This window comes from Heliomicrobium sulfidophilum (assembly GCF_057715735.1).
This window is the reverse complement of the sequence record NZ_JBVTZZ010000005.1, coordinates 173,558-189,652: the sequence shown is the minus strand read 5'-3', so window position 1 is coordinate 189,652 and position 16,095 is coordinate 173,558. Positions and strand designations below refer to the sequence as shown.

General features: G+C 57.0%; 17 protein-coding genes. 13 read left to right on the top strand and 4 right to left on the bottom strand.

Going from position 1 to position 16,095, the window contains the following annotated elements:
• The first annotated feature begins 32 nt into the window (after positions 1-32).
• From AC0CW1_RS06650 to AC0CW1_RS06630, 5 genes are all read left to right on the top strand, one after another.
• Positions 33-425, top strand: coding sequence for a bacteriohemerythrin (locus AC0CW1_RS06650; protein WP_488182296.1), 393 nt, complete (start codon positions 33-35; stop codon positions 423-425).
• Positions 422-1,099: a chemotaxis protein CheC gene (locus AC0CW1_RS06645; RefSeq protein WP_488182295.1), complete on the top strand. Its 678-nt coding sequence runs from the start codon at positions 422-424 to the stop codon at positions 1,097-1,099. Before AC0CW1_RS06650 ends, AC0CW1_RS06645 begins: the two co-directional genes overlap by 4 nt.
• A complete protein-coding gene (locus AC0CW1_RS06640; protein WP_488182294.1) occupies positions 1,086-1,565 on the top strand; it encodes a chemotaxis protein CheD in 480 nt (159 codons plus the stop codon). Before AC0CW1_RS06645 ends, AC0CW1_RS06640 begins: the two co-directional genes overlap by 14 nt.
• Before the next feature lie 270 nt (positions 1,566-1,835).
• Entirely contained in the window at positions 1,836-2,018 is a 183-nt protein-coding gene (locus tag AC0CW1_RS06635) for a DNA methyltransferase (RefSeq protein WP_488184102.1), read from the top strand.
• 142 nt (positions 2,019-2,160) lie between these two features.
• On the top strand, positions 2,161-2,304 hold the full coding sequence (locus AC0CW1_RS06630) for a hypothetical protein (RefSeq protein WP_488182293.1): 144 nt from the start codon (positions 2,161-2,163) through the stop codon (positions 2,302-2,304).
• Positions 2,305-2,403: 99 nt separating this feature from the next.
• Here AC0CW1_RS06630 and AC0CW1_RS06625 read toward each other — a convergent pair whose 3' ends face one another.
• From AC0CW1_RS06625 to AC0CW1_RS06610, 4 genes are all read right to left on the bottom strand, one after another.
• Complete coding sequence (locus tag AC0CW1_RS06625) at positions 2,404-3,084, bottom strand: 4Fe-4S binding protein (protein ID WP_488182292.1); 681 nt, start codon at positions 3,082-3,084, stop codon at positions 2,404-2,406.
• A 191-nt stretch (positions 3,085-3,275) separates the two neighbouring features.
• Positions 3,276-4,655 (bottom strand): NAD(P)/FAD-dependent oxidoreductase, encoded by a 1,380-nt coding sequence (locus AC0CW1_RS06620; protein ID WP_488182291.1) that lies wholly within the window; start codon positions 4,653-4,655, stop codon positions 3,276-3,278.
• A 585-nt stretch (positions 4,656-5,240) separates the two neighbouring features.
• Positions 5,241-6,581, bottom strand: coding sequence for a DUF2252 domain-containing protein (locus AC0CW1_RS06615; RefSeq protein ID WP_488182290.1), 1,341 nt, complete (start codon positions 6,579-6,581; stop codon positions 5,241-5,243).
• A 270-nt stretch (positions 6,582-6,851) separates the two neighbouring features.
• A complete protein-coding gene (locus AC0CW1_RS06610; protein ID WP_488182289.1) occupies positions 6,852-7,508 on the bottom strand; it encodes a superoxide dismutase in 657 nt (218 codons plus the stop codon).
• 507 nt (positions 7,509-8,015) lie between these two features.
• On the opposite strand from AC0CW1_RS06610, the gene tatA reads away from it, so the two are divergent.
• The 8 genes from tatA to cobA all read left to right on the top strand — a co-directional run bounded on the left by tatA (position 8,016) and on the right by cobA (position 16,017).
• Complete coding sequence (gene tatA, locus AC0CW1_RS06605) at positions 8,016-8,237, top strand: twin-arginine translocase TatA/TatE family subunit (RefSeq protein ID WP_488182288.1); 222 nt, start codon at positions 8,016-8,018, stop codon at positions 8,235-8,237.
• 60 nt (positions 8,238-8,297) lie between these two features.
• A complete protein-coding gene (locus AC0CW1_RS06600; RefSeq protein ID WP_488182287.1) occupies positions 8,298-9,260 on the top strand; it encodes a polyprenyl synthetase family protein in 963 nt (320 codons plus the stop codon).
• A 77-nt stretch (positions 9,261-9,337) separates the two neighbouring features.
• Positions 9,338-10,726, top strand: coding sequence for a cytochrome c biogenesis protein ResB (gene resB / locus AC0CW1_RS06595; protein WP_488182286.1), 1,389 nt, complete (start codon positions 9,338-9,340; stop codon positions 10,724-10,726).
• Between the two features lie 5 nt (positions 10,727-10,731).
• Complete coding sequence (gene ccsB, locus AC0CW1_RS06590; protein ID WP_488184101.1) at positions 10,732-11,571, top strand: c-type cytochrome biogenesis protein CcsB; 840 nt, start codon at positions 10,732-10,734, stop codon at positions 11,569-11,571.
• 24 nt (positions 11,572-11,595) lie between these two features.
• Positions 11,596-12,228, top strand: a complete 633-nt coding sequence (locus AC0CW1_RS06585; RefSeq protein WP_488182285.1) for a precorrin-2 dehydrogenase/sirohydrochlorin ferrochelatase family protein — start codon at positions 11,596-11,598, stop codon at positions 12,226-12,228.
• On the top strand, positions 12,210-13,529 hold the full coding sequence (gene hemA, locus AC0CW1_RS06580; RefSeq protein ID WP_488182284.1) for a glutamyl-tRNA reductase: 1,320 nt from the start codon (positions 12,210-12,212) through the stop codon (positions 13,527-13,529). Before AC0CW1_RS06585 ends, hemA begins: the two co-directional genes overlap by 19 nt.
• Complete coding sequence (hemC, locus tag AC0CW1_RS06575; RefSeq protein WP_488182283.1) at positions 13,529-14,473, top strand: hydroxymethylbilane synthase; 945 nt, start codon at positions 13,529-13,531, stop codon at positions 14,471-14,473. Before hemA ends, hemC begins: the two co-directional genes overlap by 1 nt.
• Positions 14,473-16,017, top strand: coding sequence for a uroporphyrinogen-III C-methyltransferase (cobA, locus tag AC0CW1_RS06570; RefSeq protein WP_488182282.1), 1,545 nt, complete (start codon positions 14,473-14,475; stop codon positions 16,015-16,017). The genes hemC and cobA overlap by 1 nt, the downstream gene beginning before the upstream one ends.
• Positions 16,018-16,095: the final 78 nt, after the last annotated feature.

Here is a 16,095-nt window from a genome sequence, read left to right as displayed (position 1 = left end):
GTTGAAGGATGGAACAAGAAAGGAGTCGACCGATGAGAGTAGAGTGGACGGACGAGTTGTCCATCGGAATTGGCATCATTGACGATCAGCACAAGAAACTGGTGGAACGGGTCAACGCCTTTGTCGACGCGGTGGAATGCCGGGACGCCCGCAAGATCGAAGAGACAGTCAATTACCTGATCGGGTATACGATCCAACACTTCGGCGCTGAAGAACTGATCATGCTCCGCAATGGATACGATGATTTTAAACGGCACCGGGAAGAACATAACTGGCTCATCAACGTGATCTATGATGTCAACAAGGAACTGGACACGCAGGGATTGAGCCAGGAGCGACTGGGCGAGATCCGGGAACTGCTCGTCAACTGGATCGTCAATCACATCAAGATCTCCGACAAACGGCTGGGTGAGGCCATCCGGTGACCACCGAGATAGTTGAGGTGAACCCCATGAAGGACATTATTCGCGATATGAGCGACTTTCATCTTGATGTGCTACGGGAAGTGAGCAACATTGGCGCCGGGAATGCGGCTTCAGCCTTGTCGCGACTGCTGGGCAAGCCGGTCGACATGAAGGTCAACCGGGTCATTCCTATGCCCTTCAACGACGTGACGGAGTATGTCGGCGGCGCGGAGAACCTAGTGACGACCGTTTTTTCCCGCATTGAAGGCGATATCACCGGCAACATGCTCTTTGTGATGGGCACCAGCGATGGCAGCGCTCTCGTGCGCGACGTGGCTGGTGAGGCAGGTGACGGGGAGCTTTCCGAGATGGCCCAGTCGGTCCTCCAGGAGGTGGGCAACATCCTCTCCGGCTCTTACCTGACAGCTCTCTCCGAGTTCACCGGCTTTGAGCTGCGGACGAGCGTGCCCTCACTCTGTATCGATATGGCTGGCGCCATCTTGAGCTTTGGGCTAATGGAGACGGGAAAAAGCAGCGATTTTGCCATCCTCATCGACGCCGAGATCCTTCCTGGAGGGGAAGAAAAAAAGGGTGCCGCTGCGGGGACGTCGGGGCACATCTTCCTGCTGCCCGACCCGGAGTCCTTTGGTCGAATCTTTTTTGCATTGGGAGTACACCGCTATGGCAGTAATTAAAGTCGGCATCGCCGATTCCAACATCGCCAAAGCGCCCGATTCGATCTGTACCCTCGGCCTTGGTTCTTGTGTAGGGGTCACCCTCTTTGATGATACGAGAAAAATCGTCGGCATGGTTCATGTCATGCTGCCGTCGACGGAACTGGCTCGTTCCAGCACCTACAAAAAGGCTAAGTTTGCCGACTCGGGCGTGCCGGAACTGGTCGATATGATGGTGCAAGCCGGTGCATCCCGCGTCCGGTTGAAGGCGAAGATGGCCGGCGGCGCCCGCATGTTCAGCTTTGAAGACAGCGCCAAGGGCATCGGTCTGCGCAACATCGAGGCCTGCAAGGAGGCCTTGCGCAAGCTCGGCATCCCGATCGTGGCTGAGGATACGGGGGGGGGCCATGGCCGGACGATTGAGGCTTTTCCCGATACGGGGGTCCTGGAGGTCAGAACGGTGTCGAAGCCGGTGATCCGGATCTAATTAAGAACGTCGAGAGATATACATAAAGACGGCTAGATGAAGCTAAGGGATTCTCTCCTGAAAAGGGTGAATCTCTTTAGATTTTTAGTGACGGTAGGAAATAGCCGATTTATATAAAGTTTCTGATAATATTTTCTGTGGATTTTAAGCAAAGGAAATGTTAAGACAAATTGTCGAACAAAAACATACATAGAAATTAAGACTAAGAGGTGAACCAAATGCCTGCTTTACCGGATTACTTTAATGACAAATTAAGGGAAGCAGTTTCGCATTTTTTGGAGAACTTTTTCCTTCGTTGGCGATACGGTTGTTGATCCCTTTGCTGGTTCAGCGACGACTCTATTAGCGGCAATGGAGGCAGGAAGAAATAGCATAGGAATCGAGATTGAGCCAAAGTATGCGCGTATGGCCGCGCACCGACTTCGATTAATAGGACACTTATTGGGTCCGTAAGAGGGGTTTCATTTTTTACAGTGACTGCGGGTGACGTAAAGACAGACGTCCGAGAGGAGAGGGGTCTCGCATTCTTTCAGCCCCATCGGGGGATACCTCCCTATACACCGATATTTCGGTTCACAATGGCGAGGCGGCGGTGGTGGCCTCCTATGGACCGCAATACCGTCTCGAACACCAGGCTTTTGACCATCCTCCCCTGGAGCGGCGGTTGAGCGGAAGGGAGTTCCGGGAGGTGAGGGAACAGGCGCGGGAGATCGGACCGCGACTGCATTGGCTGCAATAAAGCGGCGGCTTTCCGTGAAAGGCTGCAAAAAAACGCCCTGCCGCGGGAGCATTGCGGCAGGACGCTAATCTTACGTCTTTTGATTTTTGCTTAAATCTGTTAAACCGACTCCTGGGCAGGACGGTTTGTGCTCGTATCGACACCGCTTCGCTTGATCACGCCGCGCGGGCAGGCGCTGGCGCATTCGCCGCAGCGGATGCAGGTGGCATCGGCGATCGGGGCCGCCTGGGACTCTTTGTAACTGACGATGGGGATCTGCATGGGGCATTTGCGTTCGCAGAGCCGGCATTCCTTGCAGTCTGCGGCGATGGTCATAGCGCCGCTGCGACCGCGCAGGGCAGCCACCCAACTGGACATGACGCCCATGGGGCAGATGACGCACCAGGAGCGGGTCTTGTAGAGGATGCCCAGAACGAGCCCGATGGTCCCCGAGATAATGCCCATGGTGACGAAGACAGAACCGATCTTGTAGACGTCGCCGCCGGTTAGGCTGAGCCGCCAAACAAAGGCGGACATGAAAACGGCGAAGAAGATGTTGCGGGTGTGTTTCGATTTCAGCCAGGCGGGGACAGGTTTTTTCCGGTTGAAACCGAGGAATTTGTCGTAAAGGAGGCCGCGGGGGCAGAGGGAGCCGCACCATTTGCGTCCGTCCGAGGCGGCGAGGATCATGGCTGTGCCCATGCAGAGGGCCATCGCGTAGCCGAAGATGGGATAGTAAAGACCCAGGGAGAGATAGGCCAGCGGGATGAGGAAGGCGATGCTCTTATACTTCTGTTGCACAGGTTATACCCCTTTCTTTTGATGTCGTCGATATTATAGCATCATCAAGCTTGTACTGCATAGGGGTATGGGGTATATTTTTTTAAGAAAAACTTCCCCTGGGGGACCTCAATAGGAGAGGCGGGCCATAAGGAGCTAAGAAAAGAAAAAGCCGGAATGCGCGCTTTTCGCATCCGGCCTTATGGCTAAGGTTACTGCTGGAGCCGTTCCGCGATCACCCGGGCCACATGGACGCCGCTGGCGCTGGCCTGGGAGAGGCCGCGGGTGACGCCGGCGCCGTCGCCAATGGCGAACATGTTGGTGATTTGCGTTTCCAACTGGTTCGTCAGCTTCAAGCGGGAGCTGTAAAACTTCACTTCCACCCCATAAAGGAGGGTGTCGTTGTTGGCCATACCCGGCGCGATCTTGTCGAGGGCGTAGATCATCTCGACGATGTTATCCAGATGGCGCTTGGGCAGGACCAGGCTGAGATCGCCGGGGACGGCTTTTAAGGTCGGCTTGGTGAAGCTCTGGGCGAGGCGGTGCTCATTGGTGCGGCGGCCTTTGATGAGATCGCCGAAGCGTTGGACGAGGACGCCGCCGCCGAGCAGGTTGGAGAAGGAGGCGATCCGCTTGCCGTACTGGTGGGGTTCGTTGAAGGGCTCCGTGAAGCGGTTGCTCACCAGCAGGGCGAAGTTGGTGTTGCGGCTGTGCAGCTTCTCGTCGCGGTAGCTGTGGCCGTTGACGGTGATGATGCCGTCAGTGTTCTCGGCCACTACATAGCCGTAGGGGTTCATGCAGAAGGTGCGGACCAGGTCGCCGTACTGCTTCGTCCGGTAGACCAACTTGGCCTCATAGACCTCGTCGGTGATGTGCTGGAACACCTCGGCTGGGATCTCGACGCGGACGCCCACATCGACCTGATTGTTGAAGAGGGACAAGCCGAGGCTCTTGCACTGGCCGGCAAACCACTCCGAACCGGCCCGACCGGGGGCGGCGATCAGGTAGTCGCATTCGATCTTTTCCGGCTTGCCGATGTCCAGCAGGAAGCCCTTACCCTTTGGGGTGATGGTGGACACGGGCGTCCGGAAAAGGAGTGTGACCTTTTTATCCAGATATTCAAAAAGGGTTTTCAGGATCTGCAGGTTGTTCTCCGTGCCCAGGTGGCGCACCTTGGCATGGAGCAGGTGCAGATCATGGGCCAGGGCCTTTTTGCCGATGCTGCTCTTCTCGGTGCTGAAGAGGTCGGAGGGCGCGCCGTACTGCAGGTTGATCCGGTCCACATAATCGATGAGGTCCATCACTTCCTGGGCCGGCAGGTACTCCTGGAGCCAGCCGCCGAACTCGGTGGTGAAGTTATACTTGCCATCGGAGAAGGCGCCGGCGCCGCCGAAACCCCGCATGATGTCGCAGGGGTTGCATTTTACGCAACGGGACGATTTTTTTTCAGCGATGGGGCATTTCCTCGCATAGATATCGCTGCCTGCTTCGAGGATGATCACGCGGGCAGTCGGGCATGTGACGACAAGTTCGTAGGCTGCGAAAATGGCGGAAGGTCCGCTACCGATGATGGCCACATCATACTTGTTCATCTGAACAAATCCCCTCGCGTATTTACTCGGCTATTGGCAAACCACCGGATATTATACGAGACGGGATGAAAAAAGTAAATGACCAATTGTACAAGTTTAGCATAATGATACTTCCAGGGGAGCATCCGGCGCCACTCAAGGCGCTTGAAAAGGGCAACTTCCGAGAGGGCCGGTGAAAAACGAGAGGATACTGTATTTTTCGAAAATAGGCCTGCCACTTTCTCGTAAAGGCTTGAAATTATTTCTTGGCTGCCCTATAATAAAAGAAAGTTAACACATTCACAAAGTAGTGACCTTGAGAACGGTCGAAATGGGAATAGAGCAGGGAGGCGCAGGAAGATGACGCAAGCGGTAGAAAAATTGTTTCCCACCACGGAGATTGACCCGTTGCTCGTGTGTGTGCACCAACCCCATGAATGTGTCCAGTGCGGTGGCTGCGGGTTCTCGATGCTGGAAATGAAAGTCCCGGCGGAATTGCATTGACAAAAAGCCTCGGCGAAACAAGGGTACTTAAATGCGAAACAAGGAAAAACGCAGGGGGGGAACACCCCCTGCGTTTTAGCTGTTACTTAGGCGTATTTTTTATCACCTTTCTTCCGGCCACCGCGCCAAGAGTTCCCGGAAGAGGGCATAATCCTCCTGGACACGCTGGGCGTATTCCAGAGACCACTCCGTAAGTTGCAAGATGAAGCCCCCGGCGTCACGATCGATGGCCTCGGCGATAGCGTCTTCGCTGTGATGGGGAAGCAGTGACCGTTCCACATCGGCGTCAGCCCGGGCATGGATCTTGGCGGTGATGCGACCCATCAGGGCGACGGTTTCGGCCAAATCGTCGCTATCGGCTACTGCTTCAGAACGCAGCTTTTTTTTATAAGGACAGCGTTGGCGTGCATAAAAGTCTTGGCCGTTGATGGTCAGGTAGCCCAGATAAGGGTCGGCCCGGTGCTGCATCGCTTTTTGGGTTGTCACCACCCGTTTACCCTGGTGATCAAGCAATTGGAAGAATGTCTCCTGGTAAGGGAGAAAACAAGACGGGACCGGCGGGCGCGCAGCCTTCACCTCTAGAACCAGATCGTCGTCATGGCATGCCGCATCCCCCTCGATGAGGAGGTAGTAACGGGCAAGACCGATAGAGGCGGTGCCGGAACCGCTCTTGACGGCTACGTCTTCGATCCGGTAAAAGGCCGGCTGCTCCCGCACATCGTCGTCGACAGTCCTTATGTAACCGGGCCAGGCCTCGGTCAATTCCTTGCGAAGGGTCTCGCTAGCCGGTGCGATCTCTTCACTCACGATAAAACGGTGGGTTCCATCTGCTACGGTGGTGATCCGGTTCAAGAGCTTACGCTCATCCTGTTTCTCAAGTTTTTTCAGCAGTTTTTTGACTGGACCATCACTGTCGCCGGCGTCAAAGGAAACACTGTGGGGAGATTTTTTCCTCCTGGCGTAATCGTCCATGTCTGCCACGTACCCTTCCAGGTAAAGCTTGACGGCTTGGGCGATTTCTTTCTCTTTCAAGTTTCCCATCTGGCCGACCAGAACGATGGAGGCGCCCATGCGCATCAGGTCGTAAAGGTATGAACCCAGATACCCCTCGTCAAAATCGTTCACGTCATAGACGATGTCGCCCTTGCGATCCTGAAAGGCGCCAAAGTTTTCAAAGTGTAGATCCCCCTGGAGCCAGGTCGGCTGCTGCTCGGGGGTGTGGTAGGGGGTGGGGAACCGGGTGGCGTCATAATAGAAAAGACAGGCGCTTCCCCGGTAGAAGCGAAAAACGTTTTCTGTCATCTGGCTGTACTTGTTCCGGCGGTGAACAGGCGAAAGGCCAAGCATCCCTTCGTCGACGATGTCGAAGAGCGCGCTGATCGTCCGGCGGCGTTGATCAAGGCGCATCTCCCTGATCCGGGCGCTAACATCTCGAACAGGCATCGCAGGACTCCTCCTCATGTAAAAGGTCGGGCTAGGATTGTACATTGCTGACTTTTCTTTATAATATATCTTCATTGTAACGCCTGCGCCATGCACTGTCATCTGCTCCTCTTTCAGGCAAAAGGGCCGATTCAGTCGCATGAATCGTTCCAAGTGCCCCCATTGACTACATGAAAAAGCGCCAACAGCGTAAATCACGTTAATATCCCCTATGATCAGAAGCCTACGGTCTCGCGGGCTTTCGCGTTTCAACGGTCTTTTGTCGACTCTTTATCGGTAACTACCTGGGATGAGCGGCAATTGACCCTGCATGGCGAGCAGTAGGCGCGTCTCCACCTCAATCCAGTTGACCAACTGCCACCAGGCGTTGATATAGTCTCTGCGTCGGTTTTGGTAGTCCAGATAATAGGCGTGCTCCCACACATCGACCGTCAGGATAGGGATGGCGCCCCACTGGGTCAGGTCCTGGTGCTTTTCCACCATGAGCACCTCCAAGCGCTGCCAGGCGGGATGCCAGAGGAGCACCGCCCAGCCTGACCCTTCCACATCAGCGGCGGCGGAGTGGAACTGATCCTGAAAACTGCGAAAGTTGCCGAAGTAGGCGGCTACCTGACCGCGCGTATGAGGGCCCGGTTGCCCGCCCCGTCCGGGCGGCGCCATGATGGCCCAGTAGAGGCTGTGGAGGAGATGACCGGAACCGTGAAAGGCCAACTCGCGCTCCCAGTGCTTGATCAGGGAAAAATCGTTCTGCTGGCGCGCCTCAACCAGTTTCCGCTCCGCCTTGTTCAAGCCCTCCACATAGGCCAGGTGGTGGCGGTCGTGATGAATTCGCAAGGTCGCTGCGCCGATCACCGGTTCCAAGGCGTTGTAAGGGTAGGGGAGAGGGGGCAGTTGATGGCCGCCGGGAGGGATCATGAGGTAGGACATAGAACGTCGCCTTCCTTCCTCAGTGGGTCTTTCGCTTTTGAAAGTTTTCAATCTCATGATCAACCATGGTTTCTAGATTGGTTCAGTTTATTGTTACGGAAGGACGTGCGGCGCTATTCCGTAAACCACATTTTCCCGATATGCTGGAAGCGGTTGCGCCATACCAGTAGGATTGCCTCTTCGGGAGGACCGTTGTGTAAGCAGCGGCTTCGTCTTGACCATAGGCGTAGAGAAGGCGGAGTTGTTTAAAAACGTGACTAACTTAAAATGTTTTGTCAAGAAAGCGAGCTTACAGGTCAAAGTAGCGTCTTTCTTTACAGCGCTCGTCCGTTGTGCGATAATACCTTCAAAGAAGCGTTCAGGAGGCCCGGCCATAGGCCTGACCATCGATCGCCGGCCTGTTCCTGCGCCAATCTCTATTGTCATAATCATGTTGCAATCGGGCCATTTTAATGAAAGAACCGGCGTTTTAACCGTCCCCGCGGGCGTTGGCCAGGGAGGTGCTTGGTGGTGGGTTCCTTAGGCGTTCCGGAACTGTTATTGATCCTCGTCGTGGCATTGCTCATCTTTGGGGCGGGAAAGCTTCCCGAGATTGGCAAGTCTCTTGGACGGGGGATCAATGAGTTTAAAAGCGCCGTCAGCAATGATGGGGAAGAGACAAAAGAATTGAAGGGAAAGCCCCCGGTGAAGGGCGATACGCAAGGGGATGCTCCTTCAAAGGACAATTGATCTGTAAGGGCACGTCTCAACCGGCGTGTCTTTATTCATGTTATTGGAGCAGGTGACAGCATGCAGTTTCAATTATTTCATGAGATCCAAGCCGACCTGGCCAAGGTTGAGTCAGAATTGCAAAAATACGTCGACACGTCCCTGCCGACACTGACCGCCGCTTCGAGCCACCTGCTCCATGCAGGCGGGAAGCGGTTGCGGCCGGCCTTCGTCCTGCTGGCCGGAAAGTTTCACAACTATACCATGGGACGGTTGCTGCCCTTGGCAGTAGCCCTTGAACTGATCCACATGGCTACCCTTGTTCACGACGACGTCGTGGACGAGTCGAAGACGCGCCGGGGTCTCCCGACGGTGAGGGCGCGCTGGGGGAACCGCATCTCCCTTCATACGGGGGACCACCTTTTTGCCCGGTCGCTGTTGCTGATCGCTGAACTGAGCGACCCGGCCATGACGGCAGTGCTGGCCAAGATCAGTGTGGAAATGGTGGAGGGCGAGATCCAGCAGATGGAGGCCACTTATGACGTGCATCAGACCTTCCGGGACTACCTGTACCGGATCAAGCGCAAGACGGCGCTTCTGATCGCCGCGTCATGTCAACTGGGCGCCATGGCCGTCAAGGCCGATCCGGCCATCGTGCGGGCGCTCAAGCTGTACGGGCACCACTTAGGGATGGCTTTTCAGATCACCGACGATATCTTGGACATGACGGCCGATGAAAAGGAACTGGGCAAGCCGATCGGATCGGACCTGCGTCAAGGCATCATGACCTTGCCGATCATGGAGGCGTTACGGGAGAGCCGCGATCCAGCGCTTAAAACCCTGGTCGCCAAACGGGACAAGAGTCAAGATGAGGTTTGTCGTGCCATCGACCTGATCAAAGAGACGGGTGCCATCGAGCGCAGCCAGATCATCGCCCGCCTTTTCTTGGACAAGGCAAAGGGAGAACTGGAACGCCTGCCGGCCATCCCAACGCGAGACACCTTGGCAGTGATCGCCGAGTACATCGAAAAGCGGACCTATTAAAACGTGACGGATATCCTGTTTCCCTCCAGGGGGATGTGCTAGAATAGGTTACGTCAAAGTTGAAGGAGTGAGGAAGGTTGGTCCAACCCCAGGAAGAACGGGAGGATATGTCCATGGCCGGCAAAGGGATCGTGGACAGGCTCTGGGACTTTTTCAGTTCCATGAAGCTCGGTTTGTTCCTTCTACTTCTCATCGCTGCGGCATCGATCATCGGCACGTTCATTCCGCAAAAGGCTGATCCCAGGGAATACGGTTCCCTATATTCGCTCTACAACACCCTCGGCTTGACGGACATGTACCACAGCCTATGGTTTATGCTTCTGCTTTTTTTATTGGCCATGAACCTCTTCATCTGCACCTTCAACCGGGCGCCCGGGCTCTGGCGTCTCTTCTCCCAGCCATCGACACAGACCAGCGCCGAAGCCATCGACCGTCTGCCCCAGAAGCTGACGACCGAACAACCGGAGAGTGCTGACCAGTTGGCCGGGGAAGTGGTCCAGCGGTGGCGGAACCTCGGATACCGCGTCCTCTCGGATTCCAAGGACGGAAAACATTACATATATGCGGATCGGGGACGCTTCGGCCTCTGGGGATCCCTGCTCTCCCATGTGGGCATGCTCGTTATCCTTGTCGGCGGGGTTATCGGTCTCTACGGCGGAGAAGAGGGGCAAATGCCGGCGGAAGTGGGCAAGACCTTCCGTCTCGGCGATGTGCCGGGCCTGCCGCGAGAGGAAAACCTGGAGATCCGCGTCAACGACTTCAAAATCATCTATCGGGAAGATGGCAGCATCGCCGACTGGCTCAGCTCGTTGACACTTCTGGACAACGGACGGGAGATCGTGACCAAAGAGATTCAGGTCAACGACCCGCTGCAATACCAAGGCTATAAGGTGTATCAGGCTTTTTGGGGATCGAACATTGTTGCGAAGATCACCTCGAAGAACGACCCGGAGGGACATGCCTATACAGTCCGAGAGGGTGACGCCGTTCCCATCGCCGGGACCGACATGGCTGTCCTTGTCTACAAATACATTCCTGACTTCGACCCGGCATGGGGCATGGTCTCCAAGTCGAGTGAACCGAACAACCCCCGCATCGTCTTTGTCGTCTACAAGGGACGCCAACAGATCGACGCTCGGGCGGCGGAGATCGGCAAGCCGGAAACGATCGCCGGAGGTATGGCTGAGATCACCTTTCCCCAGTACAAGCCTTACACGGGACTTTCCATTCGCCGCGATCCCGGCGTCAATGTGGTCTGGCTTGGTTGCGCCTTGCTGTTGATCGGTTTGGGTCTTTCCTTCTACCTCTTCCACCGGCAAGTTCGGGCAGTCGTAGAAGGACGAGAGGGCAGTAGCCGGCTCCATGTAGGCGGGACGGCCGCCAAAAACAAGATTGCCTTTGCCCGCGAATTTGAGGGACTTATCGAACCATACGGCAGTCCTGACAGAAAAGGAATGGAGGCATGACGACGATGGGCATGGAAGAAAACCTGCTTTTTTACGCCACCTTTGCCGCCTATGGCCTTGCCGCCTTTCTGTATATCTGTTTCATGGTCCTGCGCAAACCGGTCCTGGCTCGTATCGGATTTTACGTGACTGCTGCTGGCGTTGTCGTCAATACAGCAGCCTTGGTTATGCGCGCCATCGTGGCCGGCTATGTGCCCTTGACGAACGGCTATGAATTCCTGCTGGCCTTTTCCTGGGGGATTGCTTTCGTCTACCTCTTTGCGGAGCGGAAGTTTCAGATTCCCATCGCGGGTGCCTTTGTCATCCCCACCGCCTGGTTGCTCCTGGCCTATGTGGCCGTTGATATGGAACCGGCTGAACGGGCTGCCCGGCCCCTCATGCCGGCGCTGCAGTCGAACTGGCTGACGATCCATGTGGCCACGGCCATGATCGCCTACGGCGCTTTCGCCTTTTCCTTCGGCATTGGCATCATGTACCTCTGGAAGGTATCTTCAGAAAAAAGCGGCGCGACGGGAGGCTTTGCCGCCGCTTTTCCTGCTTCCATTAAATTGGACGAGATCGGCTACCGCCTGATCGCCCTCGGCTTTCCTTTTCTTACGCTCTGCATCATCACCGGCGCCATCTGGGCCGAATACGCCTGGGGCCGCTACTGGAGCTGGGACCCGAAGGAGACCTGGTCCTTGATCACCTGGCTCGTCTACGCCGCGTATCTGCACGCCCGCTTCACCTACGGCTGGCGAGGAAGGCGCGCCGCCTGGATGGCGATCATCGGCTTTATGGCTGTCCTGTTCACCTACTTCGGGGTCAACTATTTCCTCAGCGGCCTGCACGGGTACGCCAATTAGAGAAACCGGGCAGAGAAAGGGGCTATGCTGTTGTATCCATTGATGCTAAGGCTGGAGGGTCAACCGTGCCTGGTCGTCGGTGGCGGTCAGGTGGCGGAGAGAAAGATTGAATCCCTATTAGAGGTAGGCGCTCGCGTCACCGTCATCAGCCCGGAGCTTACTCCTGAGATTCAACGCTGGGTGGACGAAGGCAAGCTCCGTTGCCACTTGCGTGAGTACCAGGATGGAGACGCCGCCGGACACATCGTCGTCATCGCCGCCACCGATGTGTCGGCGGTTAACGAGCAGGTCGCCCGCGATTGCTTTCAGCGCAATATCCTGATCAATACGGTCGACATCCCGCCGCTCTGCAATTTCTACGTCCCCGCCGTGGTGCGGCGGGGTGACCTGACCATCGCCATCTCCACCAACGGGGCCAGCCCCGCCATCGCCCGCCGCATCCGGGAAAAGCTGGAGTCGACCTTCGGCGAGGAGTATGGCGAGTACCTGCGGGTGATGAAAAATCTCCGCGAAAAAGTGTTGCGCGAGGTTCCCGACCCGGCACGGCGCAAGGCTATATTTGAGGCCCTGGCCGAGGCGGGACTGCTGGATTGCATCCAAGCAGGCGACGATCAAGCCCTTAAGGAGCGAATCGCCCAGTGTTTATCTTCGTCGTAGGCTTAAACCATAAATCGGCGCCGGTAGAGATCCGGGAGCAGCTATCCTTCCCGGAGCATATCCTTATTGACTCCCTGCGCCGCCTCCACGGGGAACCGGCCATCGAAGGCTGTGCCATCCTGTCGACCTGCAACCGGACCGAGGTCTATGCGGCCACGACAGACATCGAAAAGGGGCAAGCCGCCGTCCGCCGCTTCTTCACCCAGTCGGGCAAACTGGAGGCAGACAAGTTCGCCAGCTTCTTCTACACCCATACCCTCTACGACGCCATCCGCCATCTCTTCCGCGTCGCCGCCGGCCTCGATTCGATGGTGCTCGGCGAGACGCAGATCCTCGGTCAAGTCCGGCGGACCTACCAGGCAGCTTGCGATGCGGGAACCTCGAACGGCGTCCTCAACACCTGGTTCCAGCAGGCGATCACCGTCGGCAAGCGCATCCGCACGGAGACCGGCATTGACCAGCACGCCGTATCTATCTCTTATACGGCTGTTGAGCTGGCGAAACAGGTCTTCACTACCCTGGAAGGGCGCTCGGCCCTGATCCTAGGCGCCGGCAAGATGAGCGAACTCACCCTGACCCACCTGATCGCCAACGGCGTTACAACGGTCCTCGTCGCCAACCGCACCCGCGAACGGGCCGAGGAACTGGCGCGGCGCTGCGGCGGCACGGCCGTCTCTTATGACGAGATCGCCGCAAGGATGGAGGAGGCCGATATCGTCATTTCTTGCACGGCGGCGACCCACTACGTGATCCGCCGCGACCTCGTCGAGCGCGTCATGAACGCCCGTCCGGAACGGCCGCTCTTTTTAATCGACATCGCCGTGCCTCGGGACATCGATCCGGCTGTGGCCACCGTGCCTGATGTGCATCTTTTCGATATCGACGACCTGCACAGTGTCGTCGACCAGAACCTGGCCCAGCGTCAGAAAGCCGCCTCTGAAGCCGAACTGATCGTGGATCAGGAGATCGCCGAGTTTCTCAAGTGGCTCAATTCCCTCTTTGTCGTTCCCACTATCGTCGCCCTAAAAAACAAAGGGGAGGCGATTCGGGAAAAAGAAATGGAGCGAGTTCTAGCGAAGCTCAAGAGCCTGTCCGATAAAGATCAGAAGACCATCGGAGCCATGGCCTCTTCGATCGTCAAACAACTGCTCCATGATCCCATCACCCAGATCCGCCACTACGCGGCCAGCCCGGAAGGGCACCTCTACTCAGAGATCCTGCAAAACCTCTTTTCCCTCGAGATCGCCGGACAGCGGTCCAAAGGCCGCGACGATCAATCTGATAGAAGGAGTCAGCCGTAATGTCAGCACTTCAACGCCCCGTTGTCATCGGAACCCGAGACAGCGCCCTCGCCCTCTGGCAGGCCCACTGGGTGCTTGAACGCCTGAAAGAGCTCTATCCAGAGCAAGCTTTCGAGGTCAAGCACATCAAAACCAAGGGTGACAAGATCCTCGACGTGGCCCTGGCCAAGATTGGAGATAAGGGGCTCTTCACGAAGGAACTGGAAGTGGCCATGCTGAATGGCGAGATTGACATGGCCGTCCACTCCATGAAAGACCTGCCGACCGTTCTACCCGAAGGCTGCACGATCGGCGCCATCTGTGTCCGCGAAGACTGCCGCGACATCCTGATCTCCCGCCATGGCGGCGGCCTGGAAGACCTGCCCCAGGGGGCTAAGGTCGGCACGGCCAGCCTGCGCCGCAAGGCCCAGATCTGGAAGGTACGACCCGACCTGGAACTCGTCGATATCCGGGGCAACCTGCAGACGCGGATGCGCAAGATGGAAGAACAAAACCTCGACGGTCTGATCTTGGCCGCCGCCGGCGTGAAGCGCCTCGGTTGGGCCGAGAAAATCACGGAATACATACCCGTCGACATGTGCCTGCCGGCCGTCGGTCAGGGTTCTGTGGGGATTGAAATCCGCGAGGGTGACGAAGAGATCGGCCGCCTCGTGGGCGCCTTGAATCACGCCGAATCGGCTGTCTGTGTCCGCGCTGAACGGGCGCTGCTTCGCACCTTGGAAGGCGGCTGCCAGGTTCCTATCGGTTCGCTTGGCCGTTTATCGAACGGCCAACTCATCCTCGACGGTGTCGTCGCCTCCCTGGACGGCAAAGCGATTTGCCGCGACCGGGTCGAGGGCGATCCGACTGATCCCGAAGAAGCGGGCGTCCGTCTGGCCGAAAAACTGCTGCAACAGGGGGCCAGAGAGATATTAATCCAAGTAAGACAGGAGACGGATCTGTGATGAAGCAAAAGGTAGGGAAGGTTTATCTGGTCGGCGCCGGACCGGGGGATCCGGGCCTCATCACCGTAAAAGGTCTGGAGTGCATCAAAAAGGCTGAAGTCCTCGTCTACGACCGCCTGGCCGGTCACCGGTTGCTCACCTATGCGCGGCCTGACGCCGAATTGATCTTTGTCGGCAAGGGGCCGGACAAGCATGTCTATAGACAAGAAGAGATCAACGAGGTCCTCAAGGTCAAAGGCCTGGAAGGCAAGATCGTCACCCGGTTAAAAGGCGGCGACCCCTTCGTCTTCGGTCGCGGCGGCGAAGAAGCGGAAGTCCTGCGCGAAGCCGGCGTCCCCTTTGAGATCGTCCCCGGCATCACCTCGGCCATCTCCGTTCCGGCTTATGCCGGCATCCCCGTCACCCACCGCGATTTCACCTCCAATTTCGCCGTCATCACCGGCAATGAGGACCCCACCAAGGAAGACTCGGCCATCGACTGGGCCAAGATCAGCACCGGCATCGGCACCCTCGTCTTCCTGATGGGCATGGGTAACCTGCCCCATATCGCCGCGAAGCTGATGGAACATGGCCGCAGCCCTGAAACGCCGGTCGGCCTGATCCGCTGGGGCACCCGGCCGGAACAGCGCACCCTGACAGGCACCCTCGCCGACATCGCCGCCAAGGCGAAAGAAGCCTGCTTCCAAAATCCGGCCATCATCATCGTCGGTGAAGTGGTCAAACTGCGCGAGAAACTGGCCTGGCTCGAAGAAAGACCTCTCTTCGGCAAGCGCATCGTCGTTACCCGTTCCCGCCAGCAGGCGTCAGCTTTTGCAACCCGCCTTGAAGAACTGGGCGGCGAGCCCTGGGAGTTCCCCACTATCGATATTCAGGAGCCGGAAGATCCCGCGCCGATGGAAGAAGCCATTGCAAAGGTTCACGAATACGAGTGGATCATCTTCACCTCTCCCAACGGCGTGCAGCGTTTCTTTGAGCGCTTTTTCGCCATCGGCCACGACATTCGCGAACTCTGCGGTATCCGTCTCTGTGCCATTGGGCCGCAAACGCGCAAGGAACTGCAGAAGTTCGGCCTGAAGACCGACTTTGTGCCGGAAGAGTACCGCGCCGAAGCGATCATCGAAGGCTTGAAAAAGCTCGACGACTGGCAAGGCCGCAAGGTGCTGCTGCCCCGGGCCGATATCGCCCGCAAGATCCTTCCCGAAGCGCTGGCCTCCTTCGGTGCCCAGGTCGACGATGTGGTCGCTTACCGCACCGTTCGCGGCGGCGGCGATGCCGTCCTGCTCCGCCAGATGCTGCAAGACAAGCTGATCCATGCGGTCACCTTCACCAGTTCCTCGACAGCCCGCAACTTTGTCGACATGCTCGGCGTGGAAGATGTGGCTGAACGCAAAGCCCTGCTCGAAGGCGTGACCATGGCTTCCATCGGTCCCATCACCTCCGACACGATGCGCGAACTGGGATTGAACGTGGACGTGGAGGCTTCTGAATACACCATCCCCGGATTGACGAAGGCGTTGCTGACCTACTGGGGCATCAACGAGTAACTTTTGCGGCAATTATCCGCTTTTGAAAAAAACGCTTCCTACATTTGACGAATTCTGCCCATATTGTCCAACAAATTT